Consider the following 14,831-nt stretch of genomic DNA (forward strand, 5'->3'; position numbering starts at 1 on the left):
TATTTAAAACTTAATATTAGATAATTCTTCAAGTGAGTTTGTAATCTCTTCAGTTAGCGCCATATGAATCTTTTCAGTGTCACTCAGTGATGCAAGTAGTGCTGAAACTCTATTTGGAATATTAAGCAAATTATTACGGACAACCCTTGCTACATTAAATGCATCGCGCTTTACTTCTTCTACTGCTACAAGTTCTCCTATCTCAGCTTTAGCTTTTGCCTCAAGAAGTTTACCTCGTTCCATTTCATTTTTTATTCGAGTTTTTAGCAACATTGTAGAAAGATTAGTTGTGTTTTCTGGATTTTTCCTTCTCAGTGGCTGACTTGGATCTCGTATTGCTGCCACCGCTTCATTTGCTTGTTCTCTATTTACCAAACCATTCTCCAACTCAATTATTCCTTTTTTTACTAAATAACAGACATATTGCTTTGAAACTCCTATCTCTCTTGCCCATTCTGTTTGTGTGATCTTTTCCACTTTTTTTGCCCCTTTATTGCTGTTTTTCTTCTTGAATTTGTGCAAAAGTTTTGTCAATACCAGAAAGAATTGCCTTCCTACCTGTGTATATTTGCCAACGTTTTATGGTTACATCTACAAATTTAGCTCTATTGTCCTACAAATTCTTCCTGTTCTCTCACATGCAATCAGTGTACTTCCAGAACCGCTAAATGGATCAAGTACTATGTCTTCTGATCTGCTGCTGTTTACTATTGCTCTCTCCATTAGCTCTACTGGCTTCATTGTTGGGTGCAGTGAGTTATTTATCATAAAACCAGAGGTCACTTTCTCCATGCCACTCACGTTTATTGCCCCTTTTCCATCCATAGAGCATTGCTTCGTATTGTCTTTGATAATCAGATCTGCCTAGCGTAAAATGATTCTTTGCCCAAATGATAAATGTTGACCATTTTCCTCCTGCCTCCTCAAATACTTTTTGCAACGTTGAAAACTCTGATGATGATATGCAGATGTAAATTGCACCTTTTGTATATGCTAAAATATGGGAACAGATGCCATAGAGAAAAAGCTCATACTTTTCACCTTGTTTAATATCTTTTTGTCTTAGCTACTACCATAATCAACGTTATATGGAGGATCACAAACAGTAATGTCTGCCATTTTATCATCTAATACTGCTTTAAATGATTCAACTACAGAGCTATCACCACAATAGATTCTATGATCACCTAAAATCCAAAGATCACCTGGTTTTGTTATTTCTACTTTTTTGTCATCAACAACTAAGTCAGAAAGATCTTCTTTTTCACCATCTAAATCATCAAGAAAGTTTTGAACTTTTTCCAATTCAAATCCAGTCATTTTAAGATCAAACTGCAAATCTTCTAACTCTTGAATTTCTACCTTTAAAAGATCATCATCCCACTTTGCCCAGTTAGCTGATTGATTTGCCAGTAATCGAAAAGCTTTGGTTTGTGGTTCATTTAGATTATCACTTAAGACCACTGGAATACTCTCCATACCGAGTTTTCTTGCTGCTTTAAGTCTTAAATGACCATCAACCACAGTGCCATCGCTTTTTGCAACTATTGGTATACGAAAGCCAAATTCCCTGATTGAAGCACACATTCTGTTGACCACATCGTCATTTTTACGTGGATTACGCTCATATTCAACTAGGCTTCGAGTAGGATAATAGTGGATTGCTAAATTCATATAATTGCTATACTAATTAAAAAGTTAATATTCAAAATATATCTGACGCTAAAGAAGGCCTTGGGTCAAACCCACCAAGTCCGCCAGCCTGGCCGAAAGGACCCACTTCCTATGTGTTATCTAGCATATTAAAATCTTTACTAAAATTATTAACGTAAAACATCAATGCCAAAGCATCTGCTTCGTTATCATCTCGAGGTGAAAAACCTTTTTCACGTATCGCTTCAATAACTTCACTTTTGCTTGCATTACCATTACCAGCTATAAAGCGTTTGATAGTTTTAACATTAACACCTTGGTAGGGAATATTGTTCTCTTCACACCAAGCAGACAGCACTGCAAGGAAACCACCGTAGCAATGCGCAGCATCAGTTCCAAGGTGTCTTCTTACTTCCTCAAAATACACTGCTTCAATATCTGAAAATCTTTCCCTCATCTCATTGAGCCACCTACGAAAATTTAAGAACACCTCCGCTGAAACGGCTACCATGAAAGTTTTCACTACCACTTTGAATTACTCCATCTGTAAGAATTGCCCAGCCTGTTTGTTTGCCGAGGTCGAGTGTTAGGATTGACATATTTTCTTTTTTGTATACTTATAGACCTTTAGTTTTTCTACTTATAAGGAGATTTCTTAATTAGAGTTTTCTTTCTATTTTCTTCTACCAATTTATCAAAGTCTGACTTGTATGATTTATCTTGTGTTTTTCTGAATTCTTTATATTCTTCTGCAGCTAAGGCAATTGCTACCTCATGAGAAACTTTACCGCAGTTCTTTAATATCTCTTGCTCATTAAATCTTAAAAATGCATCAAGCTTTTCCTTCCAATCTTTCATATACATTACCTTACCTCGAGCAGCTTGAAACTCTGCGTGGTCTATATACATATTCACTATCTTATTCAGTTGAGCAATTTCATTTCTATCTAAGTAGTTTCTTGCTATATGTGTATCAGAAAGAAATATTTTCCCTTTAGGTGCTTTTCGCCAATTTGTTAGGCCCATATTTGGTTTATTTCTATTTGCTCTATTTGTTATAATTTCCGCTGCTGTATTCCCGGTAATGGCAAAATGCAATTTGTTCTGTACTACAGCAAAGAAATTTTTCGTTTCAATTGCACAATTTGAATAATCTACTGAAGTTGCATAAATATCTGTAATTTTCTGGTAAGCCATACGATCACTAGCTCGAATTTCTCTTATTTCTTCAACTAGCTCGTCAAAAAACCTGGCATCAAATTTTGTACCATTTTTAAACCTGTTACTATCTATTGCAAAGCCTTTAAAAATGTACTTCTTTAGTTTATCGGTTGCCCATGTACGAAAAGCTATGCCACTAACACGATAGCCTACTGATATAACAGCTTCTAAATTGTAGAACACTACATTACGTTTTACCTCTCTTTCTCCCTCTTTTTGAATTATCGAAAATTCTTCGGTAGTTGAACTTTTATCTAACTCTTTACTTAGATAAATATTCTTTAGGTGCAATGAAATATTATCACTTGAACTACCAAATAGCTCAGCTATATGTTTTTGTGTAAGCCACAGATTGTCATTTTCAAACCTGACCTCTATATGTACCTTTCCATCTTCTGTCTCATAAAATAAGATTTCATTGTTATCTGGTTTCATACATCTTTTCAAATTGTTATCTGCTTTAAGTAGCAATTTTATTTGAAAGAGATTTCCATACTCTGTTCTTGGATTGCTTTTATCATAAAGTTTTAAGCTTATATAATATATATTCAGGATTTGAAAAATTTTTGTCCAAAAAATCTTCTTCTTAAATAAACTTTTTAGAAAAAACTTTGTTAAAAATCAGTAAACAAGCATTGTATAATTATTGGTCAAGACTTTCAGATTTCTATCTTAACTATTTAAATAGTCTATTATGTTATTATGGTGTGGTAAGCATCGAACAGGCAAAATCTGTCAAACCAAAAAGAAACTCCCTAATTTAAGTTTTTAGTAATTTGTTGGTATAATTGCGTAGGAAGCACTTCTGCAGTTATGACCGATATCCCAATGGTGCCACAGTGCCCGTTGGTTAGCATGGTTTTGAAGGTGACGGTTAAACCATTGATGGAGTCTATTCAGACTACCTCGTTTAGGAGAGTGCCTTAATTTTACCGTCTCAAGCTGAAGCGCTTCTTCAATGATAAATTATATACTAAAGATATAACCATAAATTTTGAACTCGATAATAATTTTTTGTAATCTTTCATCATTTTTTTAGACTAAAAATATCACGGTCCTTTTTTGTTTCTGGTAACAGAAAAAGCAGCAAAACCCAAGAGATTAAACAAAGTATTGCAACACTTGCATAGTTGCCACGCCACCCAACAATTTCGTTAATGAAACTGCCTAACACTGGTGCAATTGCCATGACAACTGTTAGAACAGAATTCATGATCCCGATAAATTTCACCGCTTTGTCACCTTTATAGCTGTCTGCAATAATTGCAAACACAACTACAGATGTGCTTACACCAATGCCTTGAATAAAGCGGGAGATTAGAAGATAAAAAACTGACGGTGCAACAACACAACCAACAGCACCAATTAATAGAAAAGTATTACCTATGATCATAATTCTCCTTCTGCCATAGCATTCGGATAATGGACCAAAAAACAACCCTCCTATGCAAAAGCCTAAAAAATTATAGGCGATAGTTAATTGAATTGTGCCTTCTGATACATTAAAATAGCGTACTATATCTGGAAAGCTAGGTATAGAAATGTCAATTTCAATAAATTTGGCAATTAGAGATAGGATTAATAGAAAGGGTAGTAACATTTGAGATTTTTAATTAATGAATAAAAATATCACATTTAAAACGTTGAAAGAAGAACATTTTTTACTGTTATTAAAATGGTTAGAAACACCTCACGTAAAGCTATGGTGGGATGCGGATATAAATTGGACACCAGAGTTAATTGAGAAAAAATATAGCAACTATGTTAAAGGATTCAAATGTTTGAAATTTGAGACACAAATTATTGAAAAACCGATGCATGCATTCATTATTAATTGTGACGGAGTTGATATTGGTTATATTCAATACTATAACAAACATGATTTTCCACCTGAGCAGGGCTACGATACTTCTGAGCTTCCAGAAAGCTGTGCTGCTATAGACTGGTATATCGGAGAGCTGGATTATGTGGGCAAAGGCATTGGTCCACAAGCTTTGAATATATTTTTAAACGAATTTGTCTTTAAAATTTTTGAAAATGCCTTTGTCGACCCAGATACAGCGAATGTTCGTGCAATCCGTGTTTACGAAAAAGTTGGCTTTAAAAAAATTAGGGAAAGCAATGGTGCGATTTTAATGATTAAGGTAAGAATTCCTGAGAACCACGCAAGATGAGTGTTTTTTCAACGGTCCACCTAAATTATTACAAGTGGTTTATAAAAATATACAAGAAGCTTTATACAAACTTAACATAATTTTATTATGAAAATATTATTCTTAAGTCCTATATAAAAACAAATTTTGGCACTAAGTGAATCTTTTTTTATTAACTATGAGCTGGATAAATTGGAAAATAAATTTTATTTACTTTTATAATACCTTAAGATCTAATATCACTTTATCAATCAAAAGTATCACGATAGGCTAGTATGTTCCTTACTCTTTTTCTAAAAATATTGCCTATTTATATTACAATGTTTATTGGTTATTTAGCAGGAAAATACCTTAAAATTGATAGAAATACTATATCTCAAATACTCTTTTATATAGCTAATCCAATAGTGATTTTATATGGAGTATCTCATACAGAAGTTAATTTAAAAGTAATTTCTCTGCCGATTTTGATATGGTTTATAGGTAGCACTATGTCCTTATCAGTGTATTATCTTTCTTCTTTTTTGTTTAAGGACAACACGAGAAACATATTAGCATTTAGCTCAGGTAGCACAAGTATGGGTTATTTTGGCCTGCCGATTGCCATGGCTTTATTTGATGAAGATTCAGTGTCTGTGTATGTTGTCTGTTATATAGGAATGGCACTGTTTGAAAATAGCTTAGGATTTTATATAGCTGCAAATGGTATCTATACCGCAAAAGAATGTGTATTAAAGTTACTCAAACTTCCTTCGTTATATGCGATGATTCTGGGCTTTTTTTTAAGTATATACGATATACAAATACCTACCTTTTTAACAGATGTTATGATAAATATCAGAAGTACATTTATTACATTAGGAATGGTGCTACTTGGAGTAAGTGTTGCACAAATTACAAATTTTAAAGTAGATTGGAAGCTTGCTTTGACCACTATTGTAGCAAAGTATATATTCTGGCCATTATTTGTCTTAGGAATTGTTCTACTAGACAAAAATGTTGTAGGTATATACGATGAAAGCATATATAAAGCACTGATATTGCTAGCTATTATTCCAGTTTCTGGATCTAGTGTAATACTTGCTAATATTTTAAATTATCAACCAGATAAAGCTACTTTATTGCTCCTAATTAGTACTGCAGTGGGACTATTTTATGTTCCACTTATAATATCATTATTTTTTACTAAACTTGTCCTTTTTTGATCAAAAATTTAAGCGCCAGGACTATTGATAAAACTTGAATTTAGACTAGACTTCTTGGATAATCATATAAGAACCTGTTAAGAATCTCTAGATGATGAGGTAAAATAAGCATAGATTAAGAATGAGGTATATCTATGCAAAACAAGTGATATAAGTCGAGGGCAATTTGAAAAAATCAGGCTAATTCTGGAGAGCAGCAGGAAGAAAACAAGACCAAGAAAAGTTGATTTGTATGGCATATTTTGTGGAGTGCTATACATTCTAAAAAGTGGTTGTAAGTGGACCAAAAGATGGGTTATTTTTTGATTCATCTGAAGCAATATTTTTAATTAACAATTCCACTGGTTTGCGAAACACACACTGAGGAAGTGTGTTACTTTTTGATTTACCTAAAATAAGACCTTTAGTTATAAGATTAACGGAAAATCCTTCTTCCTTACTATTAGCTGAAATATAATTTATTACTCTAGATACAGCATCCATCGCTAACTTCTCAATCCCCCTCTTCCAAGAAATATCCATAACCTTAGTCATTTGTTCCTCAAAACTTTGAAAAATTTCCAAGCCAGCATCTACTAAAATTTTTCTTATACCAATTCCCGCTATACAAAGAACAGATAGATAATAATGGGAAAGAAGTCATACTAAAGTAAGTGAAATAGCGAGGTTTAAATGGCATTAAGATCAAAACTATTAGACGAAAAAGTTGTAAATTTGGCGAAAGAAATGTTAAAAAAGGTCAGAAATAACGCATATGTTTCAAAAAAGTTACAAGCGGTGATAGCAGGAAAAGAAAGTAGTATAAGCGCTGTGGCAAGAATATGTAAAATTTCAAGGACTGCTTTGACTGAATGGATAAAGCATCTAAAATTTGGTAGAGTAGAAAAATTATTTGCCCCGTCTCAGCGGCGAAGAAAAAGCAAATTAAACAAAAATCAACGTGAGCAAATTGAAATATGGGTAGAAAGAAATCCAAATATTACTATTAAGGAAGTGCAAATAAAAATCTCAGAGGAATTTGGCCTAAACATCAGCAAATCAACAGTGCACCGTGAGATACAAAGGATTTACATAACACCGAGGCCAATGCACCATAAACAAGATAAAAATAAGCAAGAAGAGTTTAAAAGATACTTCAATAAAATAGTCAATTCCCACCCTAAAAAGGAGGTGTTTTTTTGATGAATCACGATTTGGAACTCATTCAAAAATCGGACACGGATAGTTTAAAAAAGGGTTCAGAACGCAGGTTAAAATGAAAATTGGTAGACAAAATTTCTATATCTACAGTGCGGTAAATCCAAGAAGTGGTAAGAAAATTAGCCTACTTGCTCCATATGTAAACACTGATTGTATGAATATATTTCTGGAGCAGATGTCGAAAGATTTAGGCACGAAAGAAGCCTTTCTTGTAATGGATTGTGCAAGTTGGCATAGATCAAAAAGTTTGAAAATTCAGGAAAACATTACCATTATATACTTGCCTCCTTATTCACCGGAACTAAATCCTGTTGAAAGGTTGTGGCAATATATCAAATACAATACTTTACGCAATAGTATCTACGATACCATAGGTTTACTTGAAGATGTTTTGTGTAATTTTATTGTCAATATTTCCAGCACTACTATTAAACGAGTTTGTAATGTTTCTTATTTGTTCGCTTAGTAATGGATTTTGGTATTACTTCATCTTCTATAGGCACAATTGCTGCAGAAACCTTTTTCCCTATGTTCTTTTGCAAAAACATAAACTATACCTTCAATAACTTTAGAAACACCTAATCTAGACGAACCTGGTGGAATGGAATTATTCATGGTAGAATTGATACAGGTTAATGTTTTGCCTGTTTTTAGTTTTTTTGAACCTGGTTTTATCTCCTCAGAATATTCAAATATCTTTTTCTCGCATTCTTTAACAAAAGTCTTAACAAAAAGATTCTATAACGGTCTGCTATAATTTTAAACCTCTTGAGCAGTTCTATTACATTTTCAATTACTACTCTCTTAGCTTTCGATTTTTTCGTCTTTGCTCTTCTGTCAATGGGTTCTTTTTTGTGTCTTCCTATATGGCAGCCTCTACATTTCCATGAACTTTTTGTATGCCTCAGTAGCCTGCATCTACTAAGACCTTAAGTTCTGGTAATATCGCTACTTTTGACTCTTTAAAAATCCAAAAATCATGCACCCTACCGTTTGAAAATGACGTACATATTGCTCTCTTTTTCTATCACTACTTATGTATTTATAGTGTGCTTTCTTTTCTTGCCAGAGTAGAAATCTCGTTGCTTTTTTTTTGGCCTCTCTATTGCTGCTTCAGTGCTATCCACTACTATAACTTCATATTCTACACCTGACTTTACTAGCTCATTTTGGCCAGGAAATCTGAATGTTTTATTAGAGAACCCATTTTGCTATTTTATACGCTGTGCTTTCACTTACTCCATAGCTTTATGAAAATATGTTCCATATTCCCGCAACACCATAAGCGGCATATTTTCCTCGCTCAGCTTGTTTTTCCTACCTCCTTTAGCCTTTTTTCCTTCCCGTAAAATCTCCACCATTTTATTAAATGTTACCTTTTTTACTCCTGTTAACCTGCGAAATCATCCAACTCTTCTACTATTTCCACCTTTTCCCTCACTAAAAATACTTATCTTGCCATGTTTTTTCCTCTTATCCTAGTTTTTAAAGAAGTCTATTTCTGAACGAATACATACTGATTTCTCATATAAACAATGGTTATGCAAGAAGTCTAATATTAATGATAGCAATGAATTTATTAGCAAAATTCATTAATTTATAACTGACAATTAGAGCTGTTGATTAGAAACTAACTTTAAACAAGTTACTCAACTGTAACAGATTTAGCTAAATTTCTCGGACAATCTACGTCTAACCCTTTTTTTGCTGCAGTAGAATAAGCAAGGAATTGCATAGCAACACTGTAGATAATTGGGGAGACAAAATTATCAACTTCTGGAAGTTGCACCACATCTATGCAAATTCCCTTTAAGAGTGGCGCACCTTGCCTATCACTAAAAGCAATTACTTTACCTTTTCTTGCAATAATCTCTTGTATATTGGATAGCGTTTTAAAGAATAAATCGTCGTAAGGGATAATTGCTACAACAAGCACAGTAGAGTCTATTAAAGCAATGGAACCGTGCTTCATTTCTCCCGCTGCAATACCAATTGTGTTAATGTACGAAAGTTCTTTTATTTTTAATGCGCCTTCCATTGCAACTCCATATGAGCTTCCTCTGCCAATTAAAATAACATTATTGTGCTCTAATATACTGTCTGATATATGTTGTATTTTCATTACATCCAAAACATGCTCAACATATTTAGGAATGGAATTAATAGCATCGTTTAGTTGTTTTATCTTCTTTTCATTGAGTATACCTTTTATTTTTCCAAGCTCTACAGCAAAGCATGCTAAAGTTGCAAGCTGCGCAGAAAAGGTTTTTGTTGAAGCAACACCAATCTCGGGTCCAGCAAAAGTATGCAATACAATATCTGAGATCTTCTCGATGCTACTGTTAACTGTGTTAGTTATGCTAATAATCGTTTGTTTCTGCAATCTCGCATAACGTAGTGCTTCCATAGTATCTGCAGTTTCACCAGATTGAGAGATGAATAACCCAGTGCTACCTTCTTCCAGCTTGACGTTGCTATACCTAAATTCTGATGAGATTTCCAGATACACTCGAACTTGAGCAACACTTTCCAGCCAATATTTCGCTATTAGTCCAGCAAAATAAGATGACCCACATCCGACTATAGTAATGTAACCCAGTTCAGAGAATAATTTTTTGTTGGCTTTTTTATATTGCTTGTAAAATTGGTTTATTGTTTTGTTTAATGCATATGGTTGCTCTAAAATTTCTTTTAGCATAAAGCTAGAATAACCGTTTTTGCTAATTAGAAAATTGCTTGGAGTACTATTTTCTATGCTGCGTTTAACTTGTGCGCCATTATTATATATACTAACTTCGCTAGATTTTATTACTGCAATATCATTATCCTCCAAATGCAATATTCTTTCCACAAGTGCACTTAAAGCATTAGAATCAGATGCAGCAAACACTGCATTACAGTTATAGCCTATTGCTAAAGGCAAATTTCTTTTTGCAACAAACAGAGCGTCTGGATATTCTATAAATAATAAAATCAAAGCAAATGAACCTTGTAAGTTGCTTAAACACTTAAATATAGAATCAACTGGCGACAACCCTTCATCAAGATATGAGATTAACATGTTTGGTATCACTTCCGTATCAGTGTCAGTATGGAAAGATATTCCCTCTTCCTCTAGGCCCTTTTTTAACAGATTGTAATTTTCAATTATACCGTTATGAGCAACAACAACATTATTTATACAAATGGGATGAGCATTTTTAAGATTTGGAGATCCGTGTGTAGCCCAGCGAGTATGTGCTATACCAATTGTACTGCTAGATATTTTACTCTCATGAATAACTTCACATAACCTTTCAACTTTACCTTCTGATTTTTTGACTTCTACCTCACCTTTATTATTTATTATTGCTATACCTGAAGAATCATACCCTCTGTATTCCAATTTTTTTAGTCCAGCCAGTAAAGTTGGTACTACTGAATCACCGTTACTTACTATACCCAGTATTCCACACACAACCAGTTTCTTAAATTATGAAGCATTTTTGCCCTTTTTACTTTCCTCTAGTTTGTTTTTTTTGTCATTCTTTTCAATCTTGCCTTTTTCAATAGGTTTAGCTACTACTTTTTGAATTTCTTTGTTTAAGACTTCAGATATAGCAGACTTCAGGATTTTTATTTCAACTTTTGGTGCTATTTCTATTATAAACTGCGCACTTGCCTCATCAACTTTGCTAATTTCACCTATTATTCCACTAGAAGTAATGACCTTATCACCGCGTTTTATTTGATCTATCATCCTTCTATGTTCCTTTAGTTTTTTGTGATTTGGGCGAATAATGAGAAAATAAAATACCACAAATATTAAAATGAGTGGAATAAAACTAGCAAAAGATGTCGATACATTGCTAGTTGCATCTGCTGCAAAGACTTCAGAAATGAACATATTTAATCCTAATTGTTAACGATAAATTCAAGTAAATTAAGCAGTAATTACAATACCATGTCAAGTCTCTGAAAGAAATTACTACAAATCAACAAGAAAATGGATCAGTAAAAGTGCTTCTGATATAATGGCGGGAGTGATGAGACTTGAACTCACGACCTCATGCGTGACAGGCATGCGCTCTAACCAACTGAGCTACACCCCCCATTTCTTTCTAACGTTTGCAACCTTAAAGCTAATCAACGTATTGCCACTTGTCAATATTTTTTGTTTGCGCTTTGTTGTCTTTTGTATTACTATGTAAGTAACTTAATTTCACACATGGCTTATGCAAGTAGTCCCATGAGGGTTATGCCATGGAAGATAAACTATTTGGAGGAGTAAATATGACAAATTTACCTGAAGTTACCATACGTGATTTAGCTGAAGCTGGTGTACATTTTGGCCATAAAATTAGTCGCTGGAATCCCAAAATGGCCCCATATATATACGGTATACATCAAGAGAATCGTATACACATAATTGACCTGCGAAAAACATTATCGTTGCTAAAAGTAGCAATAAAAGCTTTGTACGACGTTGCATCTCAAGGTGGTCGCATTCTATTTGTTAGTACGAAATTTCAAGCTTTGGATATTGTTGCAAGTGAAGCGGTTCGTTGTGGTCAATATTATGTAAATCATCGATGGCCTGGTGGTATGCTTACTAATTGGAATACTGTTTCTTCTTCGATAAGAACCTTGATACAATATGAGAAAATATTAAATGATGAAGATAGTATCTTAACAAAGAAAGAATTAGGAAATATTGAAAAGAAAAGGCGAAAGCTTGATCAGACATTGGGTGGCATTAGAGAAATGGGAGCAGTTCCTGATATTTTATTTATTATTGATACTAACAAAGAGCATATAGCAGTTAAAGAGGCTAAAAAACTGGGCATTCCAATTGTTGCAGTACTTGATACCAATTCTGATCCAGATGATATTGTCTATCCTATACCAGGAAATGATGACTCAAGAAAATCAATAGAGCTCTATTGTAAATTAGTTGCTAACTATATATTAGCTGGAATAGAGTCTAGTTTGGCAAAGTCTAAAGTTAAGATTGATAATATAAAGAGTGATGAGCTTATTATTCAAGAAAAAGAAGAGGGTATTGTGCAAACTAAAAAGAAGCGTAGTAAGGTTCACACAGAAAAAGAAAGGGAGGTAATAATAAGTAAATGAAAATGGATTCAGGTAGTATAAGGGAATTACGCGATAGAACAGGGCTTGGCTTAAGCGACTGTAAGAAAGCGTTAGAAGAGTGTGATGGTGATGTTAAGAAAGCCATTGATAAGTTACGTACAATAGGACTTGCTAAAGCTGACAAAAAGTCTGATAGAGTAGCTTCGGATGGGCTTATTGCTATGTGCTTGACTGAAAATTATGGTGTATTGGTTGAACTCAATTGTGAAACTGATTTTGTTGCAAGAAATGAAAAATTCATAGAATTAGTTTCAAATTTAGCATCAATCGCTTGTCAAGAACGTTGTACTAGTGTTGATGAGTTAAAAAATGCCAAATATGGAGACATTGGCACAGTGCAGGGAGCTATTATGAACGGTATATCAGTTCTTGGTGAAAAGTTAGAGTTAAGCAAGCTTTGCTATCTGGAGGCTAAGGATGGGATTGTTGCTGGTTATGTACATGGTGATGTGCGTAGTTTAGGTAAGATTGGTGCCTTAATTGTATTGCAATCATGTAGTGATAAGGCAAAATTACAAGAGATTGGAAAGCAAATAGCTATGCATGTAGTTGCTATGAAGCCTGAAGCTGTGTCTATAGGTAATTTAGATCAGGTAAAGTTAAGCAATGAGCGTTCTATAATTGAAGAGCAAGTAAAGAGCTTAAATAAACCTGAAGAGGTAGCGAAAAAAATAGTAGATGGACGGATGGCTAAATACTATGAAGAAGTTGTTCTACTAGAACAGAAGTTTATAAAAGATGATAAAATGAAGATTTCTGATTTTATAGAATCAAATGCTGTTAAATTAACTAATTATAAGTTGCTTGCTTTAGGTGGTGCAAATAAATAACAAAACTCCAGAAGTAAAATACTCCAGAGTGTTATTGAAGATCTCTGGTGAAGCTTTGATGGGGTCACAGTCTTTTGGCCATGATATGGGAATAATAAGCCAATTATGCAAAGATATAGCTGATGTTAACAGGCTTGGAGTTCAGGTTTGTATTGTTGTTGGTGGTGGAAATATTTTTCGTGGTGCATCTGCATCTTTAAGTGGCTGTGAAAGAGCAAGTAGTGATTATATTGGAATGCTTGCAACTATAATCAATGCTTTGATTTTACAAAATTTTTTAGAAAAAAATTTAGTAGCTTCTAGGGTATTATCTGCAATACCCATGGCCACTGTATGTGAACCTTACATAAGAAGGAAAGCTATTCGCCACTTAGAAAAAGGTAGAGTGGTAATTTTTGCAGCAGGTACAGGCAACCCATTTTTTACTACAGATACAGCTGCAGCTTTACGTGCTGTTGAAATGAACTGTAATGTTATTATAAAAGGTACGCAAGTAAGTGGTGTATATTCTGCCGATCCAAAAAAAAATGAGAATGCTGTGATGTATGATAGGCTTTCTTATACAGATTTGCTAACTCGTGATTTAAAAGTTATGGATGCATCAGCAATTTCACTTGCTCGTGAGAATTCTATCCCAATTATAGTTTTTTCTTTAAGAGAAGAAAAAACGACCGATATTGTTAAGGGTCAAGGTACTTATACTATAGTCTCAGATTGTAAACATTAGGTAATTTATGTTAAACGAAATAAAAGCTAAAACAAAAGAAAGAATGCTAAAAACTATTCAGTCTTTTCATGATGATATGAAAGGTGTGCGTACTGGTAGAGCTAACGCATCATTACTTGATGGTATAGTTGTAAATATCTATGGTGGGCATCAAAAACTGAACCAAGTTGCAGGTGTTTCAGCTATAGATAACAAAACTCTATCAGTTAAAGTTTGGGATATCACTGTTATGGGTGAAGTAAAAAATGCGATACTAAATGCTAACCTGAATTTAAATCCTGTTGTTGAAGGCAATACTATACGTATAGCTCTTCCGGACTTAACGCAAGAAACCCGTGAAAAATTAGTGAAATTATTGCATCAATTTTCTGAAAATGCACGAGTTGCGATTAGAAATATACGCAGAGATGTTATGGAAGAAATAGAGGAAATGAAGAAAAATAAGCAAATCTCAGAAGATGATTTTCATGGTGCCAAAAAGGAAATACAAAACATTACTGATGATAATGTAAAAAAAATCGATGACGACTTATCTATTAAAGAAAAGGATATATTGCATCATTAGGTTAATATGAAAGAAATCTTCAGTAGTGAAAAAACATACAAGGGTGTCGTACAAATGCAACTGTATGAGTGCTGTGATTCATAGTTTATCTAGATTCTCAGTATTATGCACACAATTATCGCACATTACTATTTGCAGGTAATT

The 14,831-nt window shown here is 33.7% G+C and carries 11 protein-coding genes, 1 tRNA gene and 6 pseudogenes; 8 read left to right on the forward strand and 10 right to left on the reverse strand.

The features are described from left to right. Positions 1-3 precede the first annotated feature (3 nt). The 5 genes and pseudogenes from wVul_RS06995 to wVul_RS07015 form a co-directional block, all read right to left on the reverse strand. Complete coding sequence (locus wVul_RS06995; protein ID WP_047759843.1) at positions 4-477, reverse strand: hypothetical protein; 474 nt, start codon at positions 475-477, stop codon at positions 4-6. A 13-nt stretch (positions 478-490) separates the two neighbouring features. After that, positions 491-1,674 (reverse strand): annotated as a pseudogene (locus wVul_RS07000) (DNA modification methylase). Between the two features lie 109 nt (positions 1,675-1,783). Then, positions 1,784-2,252: pseudogene (locus tag wVul_RS07005) on the reverse strand (crossover junction endodeoxyribonuclease RuvC). Positions 2,253-2,289: 37 nt separating this feature from the next. Continuing rightward, positions 2,290-3,309 carry a RhuM family protein gene (rhuM, locus tag wVul_RS07010; protein WP_047759693.1) on the reverse strand — a complete coding sequence of 340 codons (1,020 nt, stop codon included), beginning with the start codon at positions 3,307-3,309 and terminating at the stop codon, positions 2,290-2,292. Positions 3,310-3,836: 527 nt separating this feature from the next. Then, positions 3,837-4,474 (reverse strand): annotated as a pseudogene (locus tag wVul_RS07015) (MFS transporter); the annotation flags it as partial. A 16-nt stretch (positions 4,475-4,490) separates the two neighbouring features. Between wVul_RS07015 and wVul_RS07020 the strand changes: the two are divergent. The 3 genes and pseudogenes from wVul_RS07020 to wVul_RS10135 all read left to right on the forward strand — a co-directional run. Continuing rightward, on the forward strand, positions 4,491-5,048 hold the full coding sequence (locus wVul_RS07020) for a GNAT family N-acetyltransferase (RefSeq protein WP_047759694.1): 558 nt from the start codon (positions 4,491-4,493) through the stop codon (positions 5,046-5,048). A 254-nt stretch (positions 5,049-5,302) separates the two neighbouring features. Then, entirely contained in the window at positions 5,303-6,232 is a 930-nt protein-coding gene (locus wVul_RS07025; protein ID WP_047759695.1) for an AEC family transporter, read from the forward strand. A gap of 114 nt (positions 6,233-6,346) precedes the next feature. Then, positions 6,347-6,514, forward strand: a pseudogene (locus wVul_RS10135) (transposase); the annotation flags it as partial. Here the strand turns inward: wVul_RS10135 and wVul_RS07030 are convergent. Beyond that, the gene (locus wVul_RS07030) at positions 6,494-6,766 is read right to left on the reverse strand and encodes a hypothetical protein (protein ID WP_047759696.1); all 273 of its coding nucleotides are present in this window, start codon (positions 6,764-6,766) and stop codon (positions 6,494-6,496) included. The pseudogene wVul_RS10135 and the gene wVul_RS07030 overlap by 21 nt on opposite strands. A gap of 138 nt (positions 6,767-6,904) precedes the next feature. Here wVul_RS07030 and wVul_RS09200 point away from each other — a divergent pair. Next, positions 6,905-7,898, forward strand: a pseudogene (locus wVul_RS09200) (IS630 family transposase). A 205-nt stretch (positions 7,899-8,103) separates the two neighbouring features. Here wVul_RS09200 and wVul_RS10340 read toward each other — a convergent pair. The 4 genes and pseudogenes from wVul_RS10340 to wVul_RS07055 all read right to left on the reverse strand — a co-directional run. Next, positions 8,104-8,835 (reverse strand): annotated as a pseudogene (locus wVul_RS10340) (transposase family protein); the annotation flags it as partial. 242 nt (positions 8,836-9,077) lie between these two features. Continuing rightward, positions 9,078-10,889: a glutamine--fructose-6-phosphate transaminase (isomerizing) gene (gene glmS / locus wVul_RS07045; RefSeq protein WP_047759697.1), complete on the reverse strand. Its 1,812-nt coding sequence runs from the start codon at positions 10,887-10,889 to the stop codon at positions 9,078-9,080. Positions 10,890-10,904: 15 nt separating this feature from the next. Beyond that, the gene (gene yajC / locus wVul_RS07050; RefSeq protein ID WP_047759698.1) at positions 10,905-11,318 is read right to left on the reverse strand and encodes a preprotein translocase subunit YajC; all 414 of its coding nucleotides are present in this window, start codon (positions 11,316-11,318) and stop codon (positions 10,905-10,907) included. Positions 11,319-11,446: 128 nt separating this feature from the next. Next, positions 11,447-11,523, reverse strand: a tRNA-Asp gene (locus wVul_RS07055). A 181-nt stretch (positions 11,524-11,704) separates the two neighbouring features. Here wVul_RS07055 and rpsB point away from each other — a divergent pair. The 4 genes from rpsB to frr are packed head-to-tail and all read left to right on the forward strand — an operon-like array spanning position 11,705 to position 14,687. Next, positions 11,705-12,544 carry a 30S ribosomal protein S2 gene (rpsB, locus tag wVul_RS07060; protein WP_047759844.1) on the forward strand — a complete coding sequence of 280 codons (840 nt, stop codon included), beginning with the start codon at positions 11,705-11,707 and terminating at the stop codon, positions 12,542-12,544. After that, positions 12,541-13,395, forward strand: coding sequence for a translation elongation factor Ts (gene tsf, locus wVul_RS07065; RefSeq protein ID WP_047759699.1), 855 nt, complete (start codon positions 12,541-12,543; stop codon positions 13,393-13,395). Before rpsB ends, tsf begins: the two co-directional genes overlap by 4 nt. Further along, complete coding sequence (gene pyrH / locus wVul_RS07070) at positions 13,379-14,122, forward strand: UMP kinase (protein WP_047759700.1); 744 nt, start codon at positions 13,379-13,381, stop codon at positions 14,120-14,122. Before tsf ends, pyrH begins: the two co-directional genes overlap by 17 nt. A 7-nt stretch (positions 14,123-14,129) precedes the next feature. Continuing rightward, complete coding sequence (gene frr / locus wVul_RS07075) at positions 14,130-14,687, forward strand: ribosome recycling factor (protein ID WP_047759701.1); 558 nt, start codon at positions 14,130-14,132, stop codon at positions 14,685-14,687. Positions 14,688-14,831 lie beyond the last annotated feature (144 nt).

Origin of the sequence: Wolbachia endosymbiont of Armadillidium vulgare str. wVulC (assembly GCF_001027565.1) — a bacterium.
Lineage (GTDB): Bacteria > Pseudomonadota > Alphaproteobacteria > Rickettsiales > Anaplasmataceae > Wolbachia.

What these genes read in the sequence shown, in the direction of transcription:
- rhuM (WP_047759693.1), bottom strand. Translation starts at nt 3,309, where the DNA reads ATGAAACCAGATAACAATGAAATCTTATTTTATGAGACAGAAGATGGA.
- wVul_RS07020 (WP_047759694.1), top strand. Translation starts at nt 4,491, where the DNA reads ATGAATAAAAATATCACATTTAAAACGTTGAAAGAAGAACATTTTTTA.
- wVul_RS07025 (WP_047759695.1), top strand. Translation starts at nt 5,303, where the DNA reads ATGTTCCTTACTCTTTTTCTAAAAATATTGCCTATTTATATTACAATG.
- wVul_RS07030 (WP_047759696.1), bottom strand. Translation starts at nt 6,766, where the DNA reads ATGACTAAGGTTATGGATATTTCTTGGAAGAGGGGGATTGAGAAGTTA.
- yajC (WP_047759698.1), bottom strand. Translation starts at nt 11,318, where the DNA reads ATGTTCATTTCTGAAGTCTTTGCAGCAGATGCAACTAGCAATGTATCG.
- rpsB (WP_047759844.1), top strand. Translation starts at nt 11,705, where the DNA reads ATGACAAATTTACCTGAAGTTACCATACGTGATTTAGCTGAAGCTGGT.
- tsf (WP_047759699.1), top strand. Translation starts at nt 12,541, where the DNA reads ATGAAAATGGATTCAGGTAGTATAAGGGAATTACGCGATAGAACAGGG.
- frr (WP_047759701.1), top strand. Translation starts at nt 14,130, where the DNA reads ATGTTAAACGAAATAAAAGCTAAAACAAAAGAAAGAATGCTAAAAACT.